This window comes from Endozoicomonas sp. GU-1 (genome assembly GCF_027366395.1).
Classification (GTDB): domain Bacteria; phylum Pseudomonadota; class Gammaproteobacteria; order Pseudomonadales; family Endozoicomonadaceae; genus Endozoicomonas.
Map to the genome: position 1 here is coordinate 3,796,677 of NZ_CP114771.1, position 18,985 is coordinate 3,815,661.

General features: G+C 47.7%; 20 protein-coding genes and 1 pseudogene. 14 read left to right on the top strand and 7 right to left on the bottom strand.

Going from position 1 to position 18,985, the window contains the following annotated elements; translation table 11 throughout:
* The first annotated feature begins 55 nt into the window (after positions 1-55).
* The 6 genes and pseudogenes from atpG (at position 56) to O3276_RS15945 (ending at position 5,580) form a co-directional block, all read left to right on the top strand.
* Positions 56-917 (top strand): annotated as a pseudogene (atpG, locus tag O3276_RS15920) (F0F1 ATP synthase subunit gamma).
* A gap of 40 nt (positions 918-957) precedes the next feature.
* Positions 958-2,334 (top strand): F0F1 ATP synthase subunit beta, encoded by a 1,377-nt coding sequence (gene atpD, locus O3276_RS15925; RefSeq protein WP_101747441.1) that lies wholly within the window; start codon positions 958-960, stop codon positions 2,332-2,334.
* A gap of 82 nt (positions 2,335-2,416) precedes the next feature.
* A complete protein-coding gene (locus O3276_RS15930; RefSeq protein WP_269672208.1) occupies positions 2,417-2,842 on the top strand; it encodes a F0F1 ATP synthase subunit epsilon in 426 nt (141 codons plus the stop codon).
* 288 nt (positions 2,843-3,130) lie between these two features.
* Positions 3,131-3,682 carry a phosphatidylserine decarboxylase gene (locus O3276_RS15935; RefSeq protein WP_269672209.1) on the top strand — a complete coding sequence of 184 codons (552 nt, stop codon included), beginning with the start codon at positions 3,131-3,133 and terminating at the stop codon, positions 3,680-3,682.
* Positions 3,633-4,118 carry an archaetidylserine decarboxylase gene (asd, locus tag O3276_RS15940; protein WP_269672210.1) on the top strand — a complete coding sequence of 162 codons (486 nt, stop codon included), beginning with the start codon at positions 3,633-3,635 and terminating at the stop codon, positions 4,116-4,118. The genes O3276_RS15935 and asd overlap by 50 nt, the downstream gene beginning before the upstream one ends.
* A 229-nt stretch (positions 4,119-4,347) precedes the next feature.
* Entirely contained in the window at positions 4,348-5,580 is a 1,233-nt protein-coding gene (locus tag O3276_RS15945; protein ID WP_269672211.1) for a BaiN/RdsA family NAD(P)/FAD-dependent oxidoreductase, read from the top strand.
* A 60-nt stretch (positions 5,581-5,640) separates the two neighbouring features.
* Here O3276_RS15945 and O3276_RS15950 read toward each other — a convergent pair whose 3' ends face one another.
* Together O3276_RS15950 and O3276_RS15955 are read right to left on the bottom strand one after the other, a co-directional pair.
* Positions 5,641-5,970 carry a hypothetical protein gene (locus tag O3276_RS15950; RefSeq protein ID WP_269672212.1) on the bottom strand — a complete coding sequence of 110 codons (330 nt, stop codon included), beginning with the start codon at positions 5,968-5,970 and terminating at the stop codon, positions 5,641-5,643.
* Positions 5,971-6,731: 761 nt separating this feature from the next.
* A complete protein-coding gene (locus O3276_RS15955) occupies positions 6,732-7,442 on the bottom strand; it encodes a hypothetical protein (RefSeq protein WP_269672213.1) in 711 nt (236 codons plus the stop codon).
* A 271-nt stretch (positions 7,443-7,713) separates the two neighbouring features.
* On the opposite strand from O3276_RS15955, the gene O3276_RS15960 reads away from it, so the two are divergent.
* Together O3276_RS15960 and O3276_RS15965 are read left to right on the top strand one after the other, a co-directional pair.
* Positions 7,714-8,988 carry a hypothetical protein gene (locus O3276_RS15960; protein WP_269672214.1) on the top strand — a complete coding sequence of 425 codons (1,275 nt, stop codon included), beginning with the start codon at positions 7,714-7,716 and terminating at the stop codon, positions 8,986-8,988.
* The gene (locus O3276_RS15965; RefSeq protein WP_269672215.1) at positions 8,939-9,457 is read left to right on the top strand and encodes a hypothetical protein; all 519 of its coding nucleotides are present in this window, start codon (positions 8,939-8,941) and stop codon (positions 9,455-9,457) included. Before O3276_RS15960 ends, O3276_RS15965 begins: the two co-directional genes overlap by 50 nt.
* A gap of 71 nt (positions 9,458-9,528) precedes the next feature.
* Here the strand turns inward: O3276_RS15965 and O3276_RS15970 are convergent, their stop codons facing one another.
* Positions 9,529-10,593 carry an OmpA family protein gene (locus O3276_RS15970; protein WP_269672216.1) on the bottom strand — a complete coding sequence of 355 codons (1,065 nt, stop codon included), beginning with the start codon at positions 10,591-10,593 and terminating at the stop codon, positions 9,529-9,531.
* A 335-nt stretch (positions 10,594-10,928) separates the two neighbouring features.
* On the opposite strand from O3276_RS15970, the gene O3276_RS15975 reads away from it, so the two are divergent.
* Entirely contained in the window at positions 10,929-11,762 is an 834-nt protein-coding gene (locus O3276_RS15975; protein WP_269672217.1) for a Cof-type HAD-IIB family hydrolase, read from the top strand.
* Here the strand turns inward: O3276_RS15975 and O3276_RS15980 are convergent.
* Positions 11,759-12,025, bottom strand: a complete 267-nt coding sequence (locus tag O3276_RS15980; RefSeq protein WP_269672218.1) for a hypothetical protein — start codon at positions 12,023-12,025, stop codon at positions 11,759-11,761. The genes O3276_RS15975 and O3276_RS15980 overlap by 4 nt on opposite strands.
* Positions 12,026-12,583: 558 nt before the next feature.
* On the opposite strand from O3276_RS15980, the gene O3276_RS15985 reads away from it, so the two are divergent.
* Together O3276_RS15985 and O3276_RS15990 are read left to right on the top strand one after the other, a co-directional pair.
* On the top strand, positions 12,584-13,555 hold the full coding sequence (locus O3276_RS15985; RefSeq protein ID WP_269672219.1) for a hypothetical protein: 972 nt from the start codon (positions 12,584-12,586) through the stop codon (positions 13,553-13,555).
* 238 nt (positions 13,556-13,793) lie between these two features.
* Positions 13,794-14,138 (top strand): hypothetical protein, encoded by a 345-nt coding sequence (locus O3276_RS15990; protein ID WP_269672220.1) that lies wholly within the window; start codon positions 13,794-13,796, stop codon positions 14,136-14,138.
* Between the two features lie 115 nt (positions 14,139-14,253).
* Here O3276_RS15990 and O3276_RS15995 read toward each other — a convergent pair whose 3' ends face one another.
* Positions 14,254-14,502 (bottom strand): hypothetical protein, encoded by a 249-nt coding sequence (locus tag O3276_RS15995; protein WP_269672221.1) that lies wholly within the window; start codon positions 14,500-14,502, stop codon positions 14,254-14,256.
* Between the two features lie 226 nt (positions 14,503-14,728).
* Here O3276_RS15995 and truC point away from each other — a divergent pair, with 226 nt between their 5' ends.
* The 3 genes from truC (at position 14,729) to O3276_RS16010 (ending at position 17,258) form a co-directional block, all read left to right on the top strand.
* Positions 14,729-15,481, top strand: a complete 753-nt coding sequence (gene truC, locus O3276_RS16000) for a tRNA pseudouridine(65) synthase TruC (RefSeq protein WP_269672222.1) — start codon at positions 14,729-14,731, stop codon at positions 15,479-15,481.
* 30 nt (positions 15,482-15,511) lie between these two features.
* A complete protein-coding gene (locus O3276_RS16005) occupies positions 15,512-15,946 on the top strand; it encodes a hypothetical protein (RefSeq protein WP_269672223.1) in 435 nt (144 codons plus the stop codon).
* Between the two features lie 259 nt (positions 15,947-16,205).
* A complete protein-coding gene (locus O3276_RS16010) occupies positions 16,206-17,258 on the top strand; it encodes a Fic family protein (protein ID WP_269672224.1) in 1,053 nt (350 codons plus the stop codon).
* 98 nt (positions 17,259-17,356) lie between these two features.
* Here the strand turns inward: O3276_RS16010 and O3276_RS16015 are convergent, their stop codons facing one another.
* The gene (locus O3276_RS16015; protein WP_269672225.1) at positions 17,357-18,259 is read right to left on the bottom strand and encodes an ankyrin repeat domain-containing protein; all 903 of its coding nucleotides are present in this window, start codon (positions 18,257-18,259) and stop codon (positions 17,357-17,359) included.
* 154 nt (positions 18,260-18,413) lie between these two features.
* Entirely contained in the window at positions 18,414-18,947 is a 534-nt protein-coding gene (locus tag O3276_RS16020) for a cytochrome b (protein ID WP_269672226.1), read from the bottom strand.
* Positions 18,948-18,985: the final 38 nt, after the last annotated feature.

Consider the following 18,985-nt stretch of genomic DNA (forward strand, 5'->3'; position numbering starts at 1 on the left):
CTGGCAACTGGCCACCCATAACTGACCACTGATCACTGACAACTGGAAACTGATTATGGCCGGGGCAAAAGAGATACGGACGCAGATATCGTCCATTAAAAGCACACAGAAAATTACCAGCGCCATGGAAATGGTGGCTGCCAGCAAGATGCGTAAGGCCCAGGAGCGGATGGAAACCAGCCGCCCATACGCTGAGCGTATTCGTCAGGTGGTAGGACACATCGCCAACGCGAAATGCAGAGTACGAGCACAGCTTTATGGTTGAGCGTGAGGTCAAACGTGTTGGCTTCATTATCGTCTCCACTGACCGTGGTCTCTGCGGTGGCTTGAACATTAACCTGTTCAAGAAGACTGTAGAAAGCATGAAGGCGTGGACTGACCAGGGTGTCGGCATCGACCTCTGTCTGATTGGCAGCAAGGCTGCCGCCTTTTTCCGCAGCTATGGTGGTAACGTCGTGGCAGCCATGGCGCATATTGGGGACTCACCCAACATTGCCGACCTGATTGGTGGGGTTAAAGTGATGCTGGACCGTTACGACGAGGGGCAAATTGACCGTCTGTTTGTGGTGCACAATGACTTCGTCAACACCATGACCCAAACGCCGCAAGTGCAGCAACTGCTGCCATTGGTACCAGATGATGACGCGTCCCTGAAGAGACCCTGGGACTACCTGTATGAGCCTGATGCCAAAGAGCTGCTGGATGGCCTGCTGGTACGTTATATCGAGTCTCAGGTGTTCCAGGCGGTGGTTGAAAATAATGCCTGTGAACAGGCGGCTCGAATGGTGGCCATGAAGAGTGCCACCGATAATGCCGGAAACCTGATTGATGACCTGCAATTGGTCTACAACAAGGCCCGTCAGGCTGCGATCACACAGGAATTGTCTGAAATTGTCAGCGGTGCTGCGGCTGTTTAAAAGCGTGGCCGTTTAAAAGATTAAGGGGTGAGGAAAGACTATGAGTAGCGGTCGTATCGTACAAATTATCGGTGCCGTCATCGACGTCGAATTCCCACGGGACAGCGTGCCCAAAGTGTATGACGCACTGAATGTTGATGGCAAGGATCTGGTACTGGAAGTTCAGCAGCAGCTGGGTGACGGTGTCGTTCGTTCCATTGCCATGGGCTCTACCGAAGGGGTTGCCCGTGGTTTGAACGTTGCCAACACGGGAGCACCGATTCAGGTGCCTGTGGGTACCAAAACCCTGGGACGTATCATGGACGTCCTGGGTAATCCTATTGATGAAAAAGGCCCTATTGGTGAAGAAGAGAGAGCGGCCATTCACCGTAAGGCACCCAGTTACGCGGATCAGGCCGCCACCAACGAGCTGCTGGAAACCGGGATCAAGGTCATCGACCTGGTTTGCCCATTTGCCAAGGGTGGTAAGGTGGGTCTGTTCGGTGGTGCCGGTGTGGGTAAAACCGTCAACATGATGGAGCTGATCCGTAACATCGCCATCGAGCACTCCGGTTACTCGGTATTTGCCGGTGTCGGGGAGCGCACCCGGGAAGGTAACGACTTCTACCATGAAATGACCGACTCCAACGTTATCGACAAAGTATCGCTGGTGTACGGCCAGATGAACGAGCCACCCGGAAACCGTCTGCGTGTCGCCCTGACCGGTCTGACCATGGCGGAAAAATTCCGTGATGAAGGCCGTGACGTACTGCTGTTTATCGATAACATCTACCGTTACACCCTGGCGGGCACCGAAGTATCGGCACTGCTGGGCCGTATGCCGTCTGCGGTAGGTTACCAGCCAACCCTGGCGGAAGAGATGGGCGTACTGCAGGAACGGATTACCTCCACCAAGACCGGTTCCATCACCTCTATTCAGGCGGTATACGTACCGGCGGATGACTTGACTGACCCATCCCCTGCAACGACATTCTCCCACCTGGATGCCACCGTAGTACTGAGCCGTGATATCGCTTCCAAGGGTATTTACCCGGCCATCGACCCACTGGACTCTACCTCTCGCCAGCTGGACCCTCTGGTCATTGGCCAGGAGCACTACGACGTCGCCCGTGGTGTGCAGACAGTACTGCAGCGCTACAAAGAGCTGAAAGACATCATTGCCATTCTGGGTATGGACGAACTGTCTGAAGAAGACAAACAGACCGTATCCCGCGCCCGTAAGATTGAGCGATTCCTGTCTCAGCCCTTCTTCGTAGCAGAAGTGTTCACCGGCTCTCCGGGTAAATATGTGCCATTGAAAGACACCATTCGTGCCTTCAAGGGCATCCTGGAAGGTGAGTTTGATGCGCTGCCAGAACAGGCTTTCTATATGGTCGGTTCCATTGACGAAGCGGTTGAAAAAGCCAAGTCCATGTAAATAAGACCGCTGCTCGCTGCCCGAAAAGACTCATGTTCCTACGGGAGGCGGGCAGCGGGCAACTCTGAGGAGATAGCACCCAATGGCATCAACCGTAGATTGTGACATCGTCAGTGCCGAGCAGGCGATCTTCAAAGGTCAGGTAGAGATGTTGATTGCTACCGGCTCCATGGGAGACCTGGGCATTACCCCCGGGCATACTCCGCTGCTGACCGAACTGAGACCCGGACCGATCCGACTCATTACCCAAAATGGTGAAGAAGAGGTCTTCTACGTGTCCGGTGGCTTCCTGGAAGTCCAGCCAAACCAGGTCAAGATCCTGGCGGATACGGCACTGCGAGCCGACGACATGAATGAAGCGGCGGCTGAAGAAGCCAAGCGTCAGGCAGAAAAAGCCTTGGAACACCAAAGTGGCGAATTCGACTACTCCAGGGCAGCCACCCAACTGGCTGAAGCAGCTGCCCAGCTCAGAACCCTTCAGGCGGTTCGCAAGAAACTGGGCAAATAAGTCCAGTTCTTGTGCTGTCAAAGAACCCTGCTTTTGCAGGGTTTTTTTTCAATTAAATCATATCTTGATTTTTATCTTATTAATCATTGAGTTAACAAATAAAGCTACTTTATGGAGACTAAAGTTTAATAGTAAATAGTATTTAGTGAGCTTACCTTATCGTATCAAGACACTTCTTATGGGCAAACCTATACCAGGCATTTGAGTAATAAATTAATAGTGGATAATTGCTTCACATCAACCTGATTAATTTGTTGAAGTACTCAATAAATCAAGGAAGAATTAATTATGAATCCGTCAGCTATCATACCTGAAAAAACAGCCCGGCAAGTTACATTTAGTCCTGAAGATGTTCATAAGACAAATGTCAGAAAGAAAAAATGGGCAGGATTGAAAGTAAGAAAAATCGCAGCAAACTCTTTTGAAAAACTGACGATTAAGCTTCAGATGAAGTTACCACACAAAACTTTCTCCAACCTGTTTGGAAAATTAGCTGAATGCAAAACAAAGGTTATAAAAAACTGGTTAATCCGCAAATTTATCTGGATGCATAACATTAATCTTCAAGAGGCGACTAAAAAGCGAGCTGAAGATTTTGAATGTTTCAATGACTTTTTTACGAGAAAGTTGGAAAAAGATGCCAGACCCATTGCTTCAATGACAGAAGTTGCCTCACCTGTTGATGGAACAATTAGCCAGGCCGGGAAAATAGATTCAGGAGAACTTATCCAGGCCAAAGGACATACATACAATATCAAAGATTTATTAGGTGGAGATCAGGAGCTTTCTGATGCTTTCCAGGGGGGGGAGTTTTGCCAATATCTATTTATCACCTGGTGATTATCACCGTTTTCATATGCCCATATCCGGAAAACTGAAAAAGACGATCCATATTCCGGGTAAGTTATATTCCGTTAGTCCCAAATCGGCAAAAAATATTGATAATTTGTTCGTCAAGAATGAGCGGTTAGTTTGTATTTTTGATACAGCCCAGGGCCCTATGGCAATGATTATGGTAGGGGCAATTAATGTATCCAGTATTGAAACCGTTTGGGAGAATGGGGTAATTGAGCCTCATCGAAAAGGTGGGAAACGTGCACACATTCATGAAAAGAGTTTTAATGATTTACCCTTTCGTATTGGAGATGATCTGGGGGCGTTTCGTATTGGCTCAACCGTGATATGTCTTTTTGGAAAAGATAAGGTTGATTGGCAAGAGAGTTTAATCACAGGTAAGAAAATTAAAATGGGAGAGGCAATAGGCTCTCTCAAATAAGCATGGAAAACGGGTAAACATCATCCTCAGTCATTGGTCAGGAGGTTTCGCGATGATACACCTGAATGGGACCGAAGCAGCTTCCGGAAAAAAAGCCTGATGTATTCCTATGCATAAATGGCTGTTTGTTTTGAAGTATGTGCACTCTGTGCCAAAAAAATCGGATTCTGGAACCTTCTTCTTATATTCGCTATAGTTCGCGCCTCCCATTATCAGATGCAAGACCTCTATGCCAGTAAATCAACCCTTATTACCATCCATGCAATACGATGCCGTTATTATGGGAGCGGGGGCTTCCGGGTTGATGTGTGCACTGACGGCAGGTGATCGTGGCCGAAGGGTACTGGTCGTCGACCATGCCAACAAGATTGGCAAGAAAATTCTGATTTCCGGTGGTGGCCGCTGCAACTACACCAATATGTACGCTGAACCGGCAAACTACCTCTCCAAAAATCCCCATTTCTGCAAATCGGCACTGGCCCGCTACACCCAGTGGGATTTTCAGGCGCTGGTGGATAAGCACCAGATTCCCTGGCATGAGAAAACCCTGGGGCAGCTGTTCTGCAACCAGCAATCCAGCGACATCGTAGAGATGCTGGTGGAAGAGTGCAGAAAGTCCGGTGTCACCATTCGCCTGAAAACAGCATTACATCACGTTAAACCATTGGATGATGCAGAAGGCTTTATGCTGGACACCACATTGGGAGAAATCCGCTGCACATCGTTAGTGGTGGCCACCGGTGGCTTGTCATTCCCCACTATGGGCGCTTCCGGTCTTGGCTATGAACTGGCTGAGCAGTTCGGTCATCATTTAATTGAAAGGATGCCAGGCCTGGTGCCATTCACCATGGACAAACAGTGGCTGGCCCACTTTATTGAGTTATCCGGTGTGAGTGCCGATGTCGTCGCCAGCTGCAATGGCCAGAGCTTTCGGGAGAATGTCCTCTTTACCCACCGAGGACTGAGTGGGCCTGCCATATTGCAGATCTCCTCCTACTGGCGGCCTGGCAATAAAGTTTCCATCAACTGGCTACCTGGTATCGCCATAGAAGACTGGTTGAATGAACTCAGAGAAGCAAAACCCAGGGCTGAAATTCGCTCAGTACTCTCCGATAAATTAACCAAACGTCTGACAACCGCTCTATGCACTTATGGAGAGCTGCAAAAATTGACAGACAGTGGTCGTAAGCCCATGAACCAGTTTTCTGCAACTGAGCTGCAACGCCTGGCCGAAAGCCTGGAATCCTGGGTATTTATGCCAGCGGGCACTGAAGGTTATAAAAAAGCCGAAGTCACTCTGGGCGGCGTAGCTACCAACAATATTTCATCGAAAACCTTCGAAAGCCAGAACCAGCCAGGGCTTTATTTTGTGGGTGAAGTACTGGATGTCACCGGCCACCTCGGCGGGTTCAACTTCCAGTGGGCCTGGGCTTCGGGGTACTGTGCCGGGTTGTATGTGTGAATTTATTGCCGGGGGAATAATACCAATTCCGCCTTCTAAACATGAACTGCGCAGCCATCTTCAACAGCCGGATTTCTTGCGAAGCTTCCTTTTGTACTCCCTGTTGCGTTTCCTTACACGTTCTGCGAAATCGGGATCATTCTGGTAGCGCTCTTTTCGGCATTCTTTTTGGTACTTCCTTTTGTGCTCTACGAGGTAGAGCTTTCTTTGGTTCTCCCTTTGGCGCTTCCTTATGCGTTCTGCAAAATCGGGATCATTCCGGTAGCGCTCCCTTTGGCGCTGCTTATGGCGCTCGGTGTAAATGGGATCTTTGCGAAGCACTCTCATGCGCTCCCTTTGGCGCTCCCTTTGGCGCTCAAGGTAAACGGGGTTTTTGCGAAGTTGTCTCATGTACTCCCTTTTGTACACCCTTCTGCGCTCAATTATTGAAGCTTTATCATCAACAATTTCTCTTGCCAGGTTCGTTTGTTTATCACTTGCAGTTTGATTCAGGTTTAGCGGGTCAGCTGCAGTAATTGATGGTAAATCTTGTGGACTGAAGGATACGACAGGAAGATTGGTTAACTGATCATCTGGACTTGAATGGCTGTCTGGTATTGGCTCCCTGATCTCAGATTCACTCCCTGATAAGCATGTCTGCTGAATAAAAGGAGTATTTGGCGTTGATGAGAATTTATCGGGGTCCTTATCAGTATGCCAGGGAATATGTTCATCAAGAACTGATTGTGGTATTTCAGGAAGCGCTGCGTCGACTGCATAGGAAAGTATTAGAGTTTTAATATCAAATTCATGCAATGAATGAGGATTCTGTTGGTGTATGTCTGACTGAAGATGGTTAAAAGAGCAAGAATGGCACAGGGGCTGAACAGACCTTCCCTGATAGGTTGAGGGTCGTTTCCTGGTAGCAAATTGATATCTTTGTTCAATTAAATCTAATGAGCCAAAATAAATATCGGTAAAAGCAAGATTGCATGAAGGTGAGCTATCAAAAATATCCATTGAGTTATTAAATTATTGAATTGTTGAATTAAAGTTCAAGACTATTCTTTCTGCTAAAAGTTCCTCTCCAACACACACAATTCAATATGGAGATGACAAGTGCTTTTTGGGCACTTTGTAACCATTTGAAAGGTGACGGGTATAGACTGGCTCTACACCAACCGACACCAGGATGGCAGCGGAGGGCGTTTGGCGGACACATATTTTTTATTTTTTTCCAGCATGTTTTTCCAATAGGGTACATCAGCCTTCAGCCACTGGCCTTCTTCATGGGCAGGGGCTCTTAGCTCAATGCCCACTGCAGCCATCGTATCAACCTTCATATGCCATAGTTCGGGGTAGTGTCGTGCGGGTGCACAGATACCGGCCCATGGATCAATAATTACGGCCTGGTCATTCCAATCGTTAAAATTATTGGGGAACACCCCCTCTACATTGGGCTTCTGGTCCATTACCACAAAGCAATGACCATTCGGCCAGAGGGAGACGCGGTAGTAAATCAGCGGACCGGGTTGTTGTGACAGAAAATAACAGACAAGATTGCTTTTTTCGCCACAGTTACCCGCCTTAACTTTTTTAACTTCTGAGATATATTCTTCGAAGTTATATTTTTTTCTTTTCTGTCGTGATGCATGGATGATGTCATTGACCTCATCTGCATCAGGTAAGCTGGGTGTCCAGGGTTTTATCGTACTTAAATGACCAATCCCAATATTACCAGAGCCTAAAGATGTATGGACATTGGCAAAACGCAAAGCGGCCTGCGCAATGCTTGGTTGTTTGGGAGCTGTTCTGCTGGCCAGCTCATGAACGTACCGGGATTGTGCGAGGTTTTGGAGAGAAGTGGAACGTTGTATGGGCATGGAAACGACTCCTGGTTTTAGGGCATCTGCAAGAAACAGGCCCTAAGACAATCGGACTTTCAAGCAGTAAGAATACTACCTATCATTATTAACCTTGGTTTTTTTGACTTGGAACGGCAGGTCATAACAGTCTCGCAGGATACAGACATAATCTGGCTACATGGCGCTCCTTGCTCTGAGTTGACAGATCTTACTGATAATTAAAACTGAAAGGTGAATCAGAGGGACCTGTTTGAAAACAAGTCATAGGAGCCAATAGAGGAGAGAAGCTGTGGATGCCAGCCGTGCCCAGTCGGTAAATACGCCAGTTCCAGGTACCAGCGCTCAAACCATGGGGCTGGAACGACCACCCGACGCCATTGTCCGGCGTCGATCTTGTCAACTATGCGGACAATTTATTGAGTCTCCTCCCTTTATGGTATCCCGTTGTTGCGAACACATGTACCACAATAGCTGTTCTCTCGCGACCAGGGATGTGCTTGGGTGCTCAGGCTGCCGGGCAACTTATGTCAATTTTTACCAGGATACGCAGTTTGCCGAAGAGGTAAAAAAATACGACTGGAGTCTTTTTCAATCAGCGAGTCAAGTAGCTGCTGGCAAGCGTGCATCGACCGAGTCTGTCATCGATCTCACCCGTGAAGAAACAGGATCTCTGGTGGCGATTCCGGGTCCATCCGGGCTATCGGGGCCCCAAACTCAGCCATATATTGATGCCGGAAGAGTGTCCCAACGGGAAACGTTCAAGAAAGCGCGATTGGATACTCAGGAAGCGGTGTCATTCCGGGCTGATTATTTTGTCCAACCTGCCATTCTCCCCTCAAATAACCTCGATCTGTACAGCATGACCGGTACTTTTGCACGTCTTTTTGCCGAGCCCTTCATGCTGGAAGAGATGGAAGCTCTGACAGTGCAGAGTGGGTATCATTTTGTGACACAGATGATGGACGCCGGTGTGGTGCCTGAATGGCAGGAAATATGCGATAGCAAAGGCCATCTTTGTGGCAAGCAGATGAACATTGACCAGCCTGATGAGACCAATGCATTTTTTACCACTATGCAGCATCACCTGGATCAGCTGGCACCGTCCCATCGGCTCTTTGTTACTTTCGTCTGTTCATTTCAGAATAAAATAACGGGTTTGCCACAACAGCTCTCACCAGTGTCACAAATTTTTCGTCACCCATCTGACAATCGTCTGATATGGCTAACTACTGCCGATGAGCCAATAGCGGAACATCCCCATGGTCGCCTGATTTTTGGGGTCTTTGCCAGCGGTACCCAGCTAGTGAAATACCTTCGGTTTCTTATTCTGACCAGTGAAGCTGACCAGGTTATGTTTGTCCGATCGACCAATAAAGGAGAATCGGATGCCGACGGTCTGGATAACATCAATATCAGGGAGTTTATTCAGCGTTTCCCCCCCCAGGGATATGGGCGTCGGTGGACAGTCAAAAAATTACCGGGGAATTCTTCTGGCCGCTGCCCAGAGCCTTGGCATGCAACGTATCCAAAAAGAGGATGCAAGCAAGGTTGTGCTGCTGGATAAGCTGATTGACGGCAAATTTCGCAACGCTCAACTGACGGTCAAGGACCTGATGGCCCGTCTAAACGACCTTGATTATTTCCCGGACCACGATGAAATCATCAGTTCCGGGCTGAAGCTTTCGCAAATGTTCGGCAGGGAAGAAACCCAGGCAGAAAAAATTCGTCTGCAACGGCGAGTGGCCGATTGTGTGAAAAAGATTCATGGATCACTGGCAACAACAGGCTATATTCAGATCCAGCTGGAACCTTGGGGACTCTCTTTACCTGATGAAATTCTGGTGCTGGCCTGTGATGGGGACCAACTGTACCTGGTGAATATGAAAAGAAAATCGGTATCTGTCCAGTGTTCGTCCAGTATCGATGATATCACTGATTTCTGTCAGGTGTTTATGAGCGGCTGCCATATCAGGGAGGCTTATATTGCGCTTTATCTGCCGAAGCAGGCCAAAAACGCCAGCGCTCCCAGGTGATTGCTGTGAGGCTGCCCTGCGTGGCAGGTCACCCTGTCGGGTACTATTCCCGAACAGCCTCTCAGATACTTTTAAGAACCAATCACTTCAGCAGTTACACGACGGTTTTGCTGACGGCCTTCGGCGGTATCGTTGCTGGCAACAGGTTTGCTCTCACCCATACCCACCGCATCAATACGTCCTGCGTCGACACCGTGTGTGTCGATCAGCTGTTGACGGATGATGTCGGCACGACGAACAGACAGCTGTTCATTGTAAGTCGCTTTGCCCTGTGCGTCGGTATGGCCTTCAATACGGATGCGAACGTTCGGGTAACGCTGCAGGAATTCACCCATTTTGGCGATCTGGTCAATGCCTTCCGGATTAATGGTTTCGGAGTCGAAATCAAAATTTACCAGCAGGTCAATGGCTGTCATTGGCTCACAGCCCGTCTGGTCAACGGTAATGCCTGCGGCGGTATTCGGGCACAGGTCGTCCTTGTCCAGTACGCCGTCGTTATCAGCATCAAGAACCGGAGCAGGTTCAACGCTGGCAACCACTTCTTCCTGAACCGGCTCAACCATGGCAACAGGTTCTGCTGCCTTGGCGACACTGCCGAAAGTCCAGGTCAGGGCAACATTAGCCATGGCTTCTGTCTGGGCGTAATCCAGAGTGCGAACGGCACGGACATCACCACGGATGGCCAGGTTTGGAGTAAATGCCTTTCTCAAACCAAAACCGGCATTCATGCGGGTGTCGTCGTGTTCACCACCCATCTCATAATCGGCTTCCAGTTCAGAAATACCGGCAACCACGTAAGGGGTCAGGGAACCATCCCATGGGGTCAGGTCGTAGAATGCGTCCAGACGGAATTCTTTAAGGTCTGCATCCGGGCCTGTCTTCTGCTCTGTGGAGTACTGAGAGTAGATGCCTTCAACACTGAAGCGGTCGTTCAGACGATAGCCAATACCGATTTCCGGTGCCAATGCGTTATCCAGGCCGCGATTGCTGTCCAGATCGTTCCAGGCACCACCGACAGTGAATGTCAGCCCTTTATCCACCACCTGTGATGCCATGTCACTGGCAATTACCGAACTGCTGAGGGTTGTGCCAATGGCAATGGCAATCAGTGAACGTGCGAAACCTTGCACTTTCATAATGTCTTCTCCGTTGTGTTGTGTGTGTCTTTAAGGGCGTATGCGCCAAGGGGGAGGGAGGTTACGTGATTTTTACGCTGGAATAAACACAGTGTCGTTATGTGTTTGTACTTGCACCCATAAGGGCCACTAAAGTCACAGGTAGTCACTGCCCATGGCTCGATAAGTCTGGATGGCAAAACCGGTTTCCACCAGGTTTGCGGTGTTAATGCTGCAATGCCCTGAAATCAGCGGTAATTTTCCCTATTTAAAGCCGGATCAGGCTGCTGTAGTTTGCGCTATATCATGCCAATTTTACCCTCAGAGATAACAATAGAATGACAGGCTACAACAGAATGACAGGCTACAACGGAATTAAATTGATCGCTGTCGATATGGATGGCACGTTTCTGAATGATAACAAAACGTATAACCGTGAACGTTTTCTGGAGCAGTTTAAAACCCTGAAAGCCCGGGGCATTCAATTTGTCGTGGCCAGTGGCAACCAGTATTACAAGTTGCGCTCCTATTTTGAGGATATTGATGCTGGTGATATTGCCTATGTTGCAGAAAATGGCGGCTATGTACACGACGGGCAGCGGGAGCTGTTTGTTGCGGATATTGCCACGGAAACCCTGGTCCGTGTCTACCCGTTTCTGGAAAGCCTGCAAGAGGTAACTGCCATTATCTGCGGCCGCAACAGTGCCTATGTTTTGCATACGGCTGATCCTGAAGAAGTAGCCAATGCCCGCAATCATTACCAGCGTCTTGAGCTGATACAAGGCTATCAGGATATCGACGACACAATTCTTAAAATTGCCATCAAAATGTCTCCAGCCAGACACGATACCGTATTGGCAGGGGCTAAAGAGACACTGGGGGATGTGCTGGTGTCAGTTACCAGTGGCCACGAGTGGATTGACCTGATCATTCCCGGTGTTCACAAGGCACATGGTATTCATCTGTTGCAGGAACAGTGGCACATTGCTGACCATGAAGTGGCTGCCTTTGGTGATAGTGGCAATGACCTGGAAATGCTGCAAAAGGCAGGTTTCAGTTTTGCCATGAATAATGCCAATGACACGGTCCGACAGGTTGCCCGTTATTCAGCACCGGGCAATAATGAAGAGGGCGTTCTTGAAACCATCGACCATATTCTGAACAGCCATCTGCTCAGCCAGACAACTTAGCATTTATCGGGTTCTTTGAGCGTTATATTGCCCACTGTCTTGTTGATCCTGAGTTTTCTGAATAATCGGTTCAAGTCCCCATATAGTGAATTATCATCCACTTCAATCATCTGGTTGCCATTGTAAGTGAAATATGGGGATTTACTCTCTTTCTTAACCGCTTTGATTTCACCCATTACTTTGTGCTTCGCAGGAGGTGGTGGGTCTTTATCTTCTTTTGGCGGACGTTGTTGATTCAGGGAGCCGAGCGTCTTTATATTCATGTTCTTTTAACACCTTATCACCAACCTCTGAGTTACTTGTACTCTTAGACTGCGATTTTTGGAAAAAGTTCAAGTCCGGGCAGGCAGTGTGGGGCAACCTGATGGTTACTGAAATGGCAGTCACCGAAAGTGCTGAATATTGTTAAGCCCTTGAAAACTCAATTTTTCTGCTTTGGACTAGGAGCCTGTCCGAGAATAGACTACCCTACTGCGGTGGCAACAAATTGGTCTAAAAATTCCGTTTTGTTTGGCAAATAGCCCCGCTATTCACCTCCCAAAACGAAATTTTTATCCTCAATTTCCCGCCATCCTCGCTACGGGCGCTATTCTCGGACAGGCTCCTAGCTTCACAGGTATGCTTGGTCATCTGGCATCTTAAACTTTTTGCGGAACTAATGTCTCAAAAAAGGTACTAACTATCAGCAGTGGTGTGTTTTGTGAACTTCACAGGCCCTAAGAGCAATAATAATTTTTGGTAGTGAAGCGATCAACATAGAATCAGTTTATTGCTTTAATTATCAACAAACTACAAGATAATAAATGACAAGGAGGTTAACAATGCCGAGACCTGTATCAGATGCATTTATGGGACATCTATCAAACGTTCCAACTGCCCTGGATCATTCTGGATTAAGTGACGTTGTCACAGTACCTGTTGTTAAAAGATTTATCGGTTATTTGGGTAACCAAATCGATCCGTACAATAGGCATTTGGCTGATTATTCTATCCAAATTGTGACTACGCCAACGACATTGCCAGTAAATAACAGTGAATTACCATGCAGTCCAACGTTATCAAATGCTGCTGGATATAAACCTGATTTGGTGGGTGAATTTGATGAAGCTTTACGCGCAGCCGATAAAAGCACGCAGAATCTACTTGATCCAGATTATTATCTGGGAACACCTCTAATGCCGCTAGATGATAATAATCCCTGCCCAGGTCAGGATAACATTGAAAATGGTTCAGGTTCTGCGAAAGATGCAGTGGATTTATCTTCTGTTAAAAAGACAATGCAGATACCCACTGATCCACCGGCAGAAATGGATATTAATCCTAATGCTGTACTGAACAGCAAACCTGTCAGTCAAAGCCCTTCGTGTACTCCTTTAAAGTCCAAAAAAACCATTGTAGTCAAAGCTGAACGTGTTAAAGCTATGAGGTCACTGGTAGCAGGGATAATAACTAACAATCAGTACTATAGTATTCAGGATATTGCTGATATGGATATTAAAAAATTCAATAATATTATTGAAAGAGAAACTGATCATTGGATTTGCCTGTTGGCAAAAGATATTAGAAGAAGGGGTAAAAATAAAATTGCCGCCCGAAACTGCAGAAAAAGAAAGTCAGATGAAACAACCAGATCTAAAACTGATAACAAATTGCTTCGTGATAAAAAACAATCGCTCATATCACAGAATGAAGAAATATCCAAAGAGCTAAAGCAGCTGAATAAAGATATTAAAGCTTTGCAAGAAAAATTAGTGGAAATTTATGGGAGCACTCCATACATGAAAACTCTTTAGACGGGCAGGCTCCTGGTGTCCCGTTTTTCATTGCATCAGGGATGAACACTCTGATGCAGTAGATCATCCTCTGGTGGTACGGTTTCGTGAAATAACTGAGTTTTTAGTCGCTGACAACGGGTCCAACACTTTTATAATGCACTGTCGACTTTCCTGTCCTGTTTTCCCAAAAGAGTGCTAATCTGCCGAGATATATTATTGATCTCACTACTTTACCGATTGATTAGACAGGTAAAAAATGAAGTTTATTAACCGTTGTGTCATAACCCTGAAGCCAAAAACAGCATTTATCGATTGGGTAACAAGCCTGGATGCCGAGCTACCTCAGACGTGGGACTTTGAAGGTGGTGCTTATCTGTTTGACGAGCATGAATCTGAAGAGAGTCTGTTGGATGGTGTCAGCGAAGAAGCGCACGCCATTCTGGAGAATGAGTTCTCTGTGTGGACTGAGGATGAAGACAAGTGGCCCGTGCCAAGAGACTTTGCCACCCTGAAGCAACTGTTTACCCTGCATATTGCAGTTGCCGGTTTTGATCTGGGCAAGGAGCCCCTGCTAAGGGCTGATGTTGCTGATCTGCTCTGAAGCTGGATACCTACTTCCAGACAACAAAGAATTAGAGCCTGGCTGGAAGGTGGGAGATACCGAAATGGCAAGATATGGTTGTGATGACCACAACCATATTGCTAAAAAGAGAAAATTAATTTTCTCTTCTTTCAGCAAGCTCTGCCATTCTGGCCTCTAGCTCTTCCTGCTTTGTAGGAACCGTAATAGAGTCCAGTGCTTCTCTGGTACTCATCGCATTCACCACATTCATAACCGGCATTGATACCGGTTTTTCCATGCCATGTCTTTCCATGGCCTGAGCAGCATAGTCCTGATCTGCTGAAGCATTGGCGCTGAAAAGAATGACAGAAGAAGATACGATGGCTGATAGTGTCTTGTTCATGGGGGTTCTCCGTTGATAGTAAGCAGACGACCTATTCCCAGCCCCTGTTATTAAGGGGTTAAGCAATAGTGAAGATGTATAGCGACCAAAGAGCAGAAAAGTGAAAGAGTTTCGGGATAGTTAATGACAATAAGCGGCAAATAATCACTTTTTTTAACTGTGACTTTTCCAGCACTGTTCTGATTAATCAGTTATTCTTGTGGACTTTTTTTGTCGGACAAAAGGCATGATCGAAGCGCCTGCGGAACAACTTGATATTATCTATCAGGATCAATGGCTGGTGGCTATCAACAAACCCTCCGGCTTGCTGGTGCACCGCTCCATGATTGATCGTCATGAAACCCGCTTTGCCATTCAGCTATTGAGGGATCAGATCGGTCAACCTGTGTTTCCCCTCCACCGACTGGATAAACCAACGTCTGGAGTGCTTGTGTTTGCCCTGTCGTCCGAAGTTGCCAAACGGGCAGGTGGACAGTTTCAGGAAGGCCGGATCAGTAAAATCTATCATGCCATTGTCAGGGGCTATGTGCCCCAGTCCGGTGTGATTGACCACCCGTTGAAGGAAAAACTGGATAAAATAGCCGATCGCAAGGCTCGCCAGGATAAACCTGCCCAGGAAGCGGTCACCGAATATCATCGGCTGGCGACGGTTGAGCTGCCAATAGCCATTGATCGATACCCATGCAGCCGCTATTCGCTGGTGGAGGCAAAGCCCAAAACCGGGCGCAAGCACCAGATTCGTCGGCATTTGAAGCATATTGCCCATCCTGTTATTGGTGATGCAAAACACGGCAAGGGAAACCATAATCGATATTTTGCCGAGAACTTTGCTGCGAACCGATTACTGTTGCACTGTTCTGTCATGGCAATGAACCATCCGGTTACCGCTAAGCCCATCGCTTTTTATGCGCCGATGGATAGTGTTTTTGAGCAACTTTTGCAGCGATTTGGCTGGACAATGCCAAATCCCACGGTATAAATGCCCTTTTTGTCGGATTGAGGTATACCAATGAAAAACATCATCTCTGGAATGCTGGTGTCGCTGGCAATTTTTCTGGCTGGTTGTGCATCAACCCAGGAGTCACAGCCGGTTAATGCAGAAAAGCCGGAAGCAGCCGTAACCCGTCAGTTTACCGGTTCCACCATGACCCCGGATCCCGTTATGCAGCAGGTGATGGCGTTGAGCCAGGCAGGTGTCCTGAAGGATGTGCGCATGACCCGCTCTATTCCTGCCCGGATCACCGCAACCGGACCTGAGAATGTTCTGGCCTGCATCGCTACGGAAGGGAGCCGCTGGCTGGAAGAGCACCAGGAGTGCGAGTTCATGGCAGAAGAAACCTGCACACAACTGGGCGGTAAATTCAACCCTTGCGCATCATCCTGTCGAAATGACCCGGACGCCATGGTGTGCAATTTGATGTGTGTGCAAGTCTGTCAGTTTTAATCCATCGATCTCGCAAAGTCATCTTTTTGGTTTTGCGAGCGACCTTTCTCCTTCCTTAAATTTCCCCTTGACGTGTTTGTCTGACCTCCGTCCTGCTTCTGGATAGGTGTTTTTACGAGTTTGATTAAATATTATCCAATAAATATCCTATTTATGAATTTTTCTTAGATTTTTGAATTTAATGGGTAATAATTAAAGCTGCGGTTTGTTTCTCAGCATTGTACCCGATAAATACCTATTATATTTTTAGTCGTATTGTATGAAAACACTGCAGCATTTATCCGGTTATGTCTTCAGCAGTTATCAGCTGGGCCTGTTCAGGCAGCTGGGAGAGTTCAGAGGCCGCCAGCTGGTCACTATTCGTCAGCAGCCGGAGGTTCTGGATACGCTCCGTCAGGTTGCGGTACTGGAGTCTGTGGAATACAGCAGCCGGTTGGATGGCATTGTCGCTTCCAGAGAGCTGGTTCGTAAGCTGGTGCACCGGGAATACCGTCCGACTGCACCGGTTGAGAGGCAGGTTGCCGGCTACCGTGATGGCTTGGAGATGGTGGTTGAGCCGGGCGAACACATGACCCTGTCGGTTAGCCTTATCCGCCAGCTGCATGCCATGTTATATGCCCATGTGCCCCACGAAGGCGGACGCTGGCGGGTTACCAATAAAGAGATTGTTGAGCGGGACAGCAAGGGGCAAAGAATCGGTGTTCTATATCGAACCATGCCCGCCAGGGCCATTGCCGGAGCCATGGAACAGCTGGTTGCCAATTACCATGAAGGGCTTCAGCACCAGGTTGAGCCCCTGTTACTGATACCAACGGTTGTCCTGGATTTTCTCTGTATTCACCCTTTCAGCGATGGCAATGCCCGTATCGCCTGGTTGATCATGGCGATGATGCTGGCGCTGAACGGTTATCAGGTGGCCCAGCTGATCAGCCTTGAGCGGGTTCTGGTAAAGCATGAACAGGCCTATAAAAGGGCGTTACAGCTGAGTGTAAAAGGCTGGCATGAAGGGCAGCACAATCCGATGCCATGGATCGATTTTTTCCTGAATACCCTGATTCGGGCTTACGATGAACTGGAAGATAAAATTCATACTCTGCAGTGGCAGGGCAGTCGTGCGCCTAAATCGCAGCTGGTAAAGATGGCCATTGAGCAGACCAGTCATGCTTTTTCCATTGCGGATATCTGCCTGCAAATCCCTACGGTCAGTCGGGAACTGGTCAAAAAGGTGGTTCAGCAGATGCGCGCTGAAGGTTTGCTGGAGCCAGTAGGCAGAGGGCGTGGTGCCCAGTGGCAAAAGTGTAATAATCCCTGATCGGGCAGGGCGAAAACGGCGAAGGAAAGTAAACCAGTAAAGAAGTCATCTCTTGTGAGCGAGGTGGCTTCTATGACTTTTCCTGATCTGAGCGTGTTCTAAAGCTCCTCTTTTTCAAACACAAAGATGCCGTCCTGCAAGTAAACCCGGCCTCCATCATATCGAGCAGCATGCCAGTCTATTGTTGAGCCGTAGTTGGTTTGCAGGTATTGATAAAGTGCAACATTATTTTGGTCAGCAAGGTAATGAATGAGCGTTTTTCCAGAACATTTGTCCTGATGATTGGGATTTGCACCACATTTAATCAGTAAATCAACAACCGGGAACTGATCTTCCTTAACAGGGTTATGTTGGCTTACAAAAAAAAGAAGACTATTTAAGCCCCCATTGCATGTTTCTGCATTGAGAACGGCGGGCAAGCTGCTCTGTTCGATATGTTGAAGTATCAGGTTAAGCGTTTCTGTCGTCCCGTACTGGCAAGCAAAATGAATGGCTGTTCTACCACTTCCCTCATGTATTAAGACAGAGGCACCATTTTCAAGTAAAAAACTGATCATCTGAAGGTCATTATTATGGATCGCAACATGTAATGGTGTTTGTCCTAAATGATTTTGTTGATTTAAATCACTTTTAAAATGTTGAGGTACGGCATTTTTCCATAATTGAGCCACTGGCAGTTTTTCATGCACTGCTGCCATATGTAAAAGAGCATCCCCATCTTGATCAGGATATTCCCCAATTAAGGTCAGTAACTGTAACTGAGTGTTTACAGGTAATTTAGGTGGACACTCAGTGGGATACAAAGCTCTTTGGGGTAAAGTACGCTGGTGAGATTCATCCCTCTCGGCTTGATGGCAGGATGTCGTAATGCTTGCCAGTCGCTCTTCCAGACCTGCACCACGATTGGCAGCACTGCCTGAACCACTATTGGCCTCACTGATAGAGGGATATCTATTTTCGTAAGTGGGGGCAGATAAGAACGGTTTTGCATTGGTATCCAAAATATCCTCCTCAATTTTAGACACGTTAAAAGCGTTTAGACCAATATCAGAGTCGATAGTTTCAGAAGGTGTGATTATAAATAGTTAACCAAGTGAAATCGTATTTTCTGTTTTCCCGGATCAGCACCTTAACCGGAGCTGACCCGGGGAGCTTTTAAAGCATCCGATGCAGAACATCATGCTCAGGCTTATCGAAGTAACGATGTTTAATGGTGGCCAGAATGTGCAGTACCACAATGCCCAGCAGAACATAGGGAATAATGACGTGGATATCGTGGAGTCGGCCCGCCAGCTCAGGATTCTTGTCCAGGAAGCTGGGCATGACCAGGTTGAACAGCGGCACCTTACGACCGGCAGCGTCAGACATCAGGTAGCCACTCACCGGCACCAGGAACATAAAGAGGTAGAGGAGCCAGTGCACCAGTGTTCCCAGTTTTTTCTGATAAGTCGGCATGCTGTCCGGTAGTTTCGGAATCGTGCTGGCCCAGCGAATCACCAGACGGGCGAACAACAGGAAGATCACCAGAACACCGAAGGATTTATGTAAGTGGTAAATGTCGTATTTATAGCTGACGTTGTCTTCCAGGCCGACCATATACCAGCCAGCACCAATGATGCCCAAAATAAGAAGACCGACAGTCCAGTGCATCAGGCGCATGAGTACGGGGTATTTATCAGAGTTGCTCATTGGTTTGCCCTGCTTTTTTTAGTTAATGGATATCATAA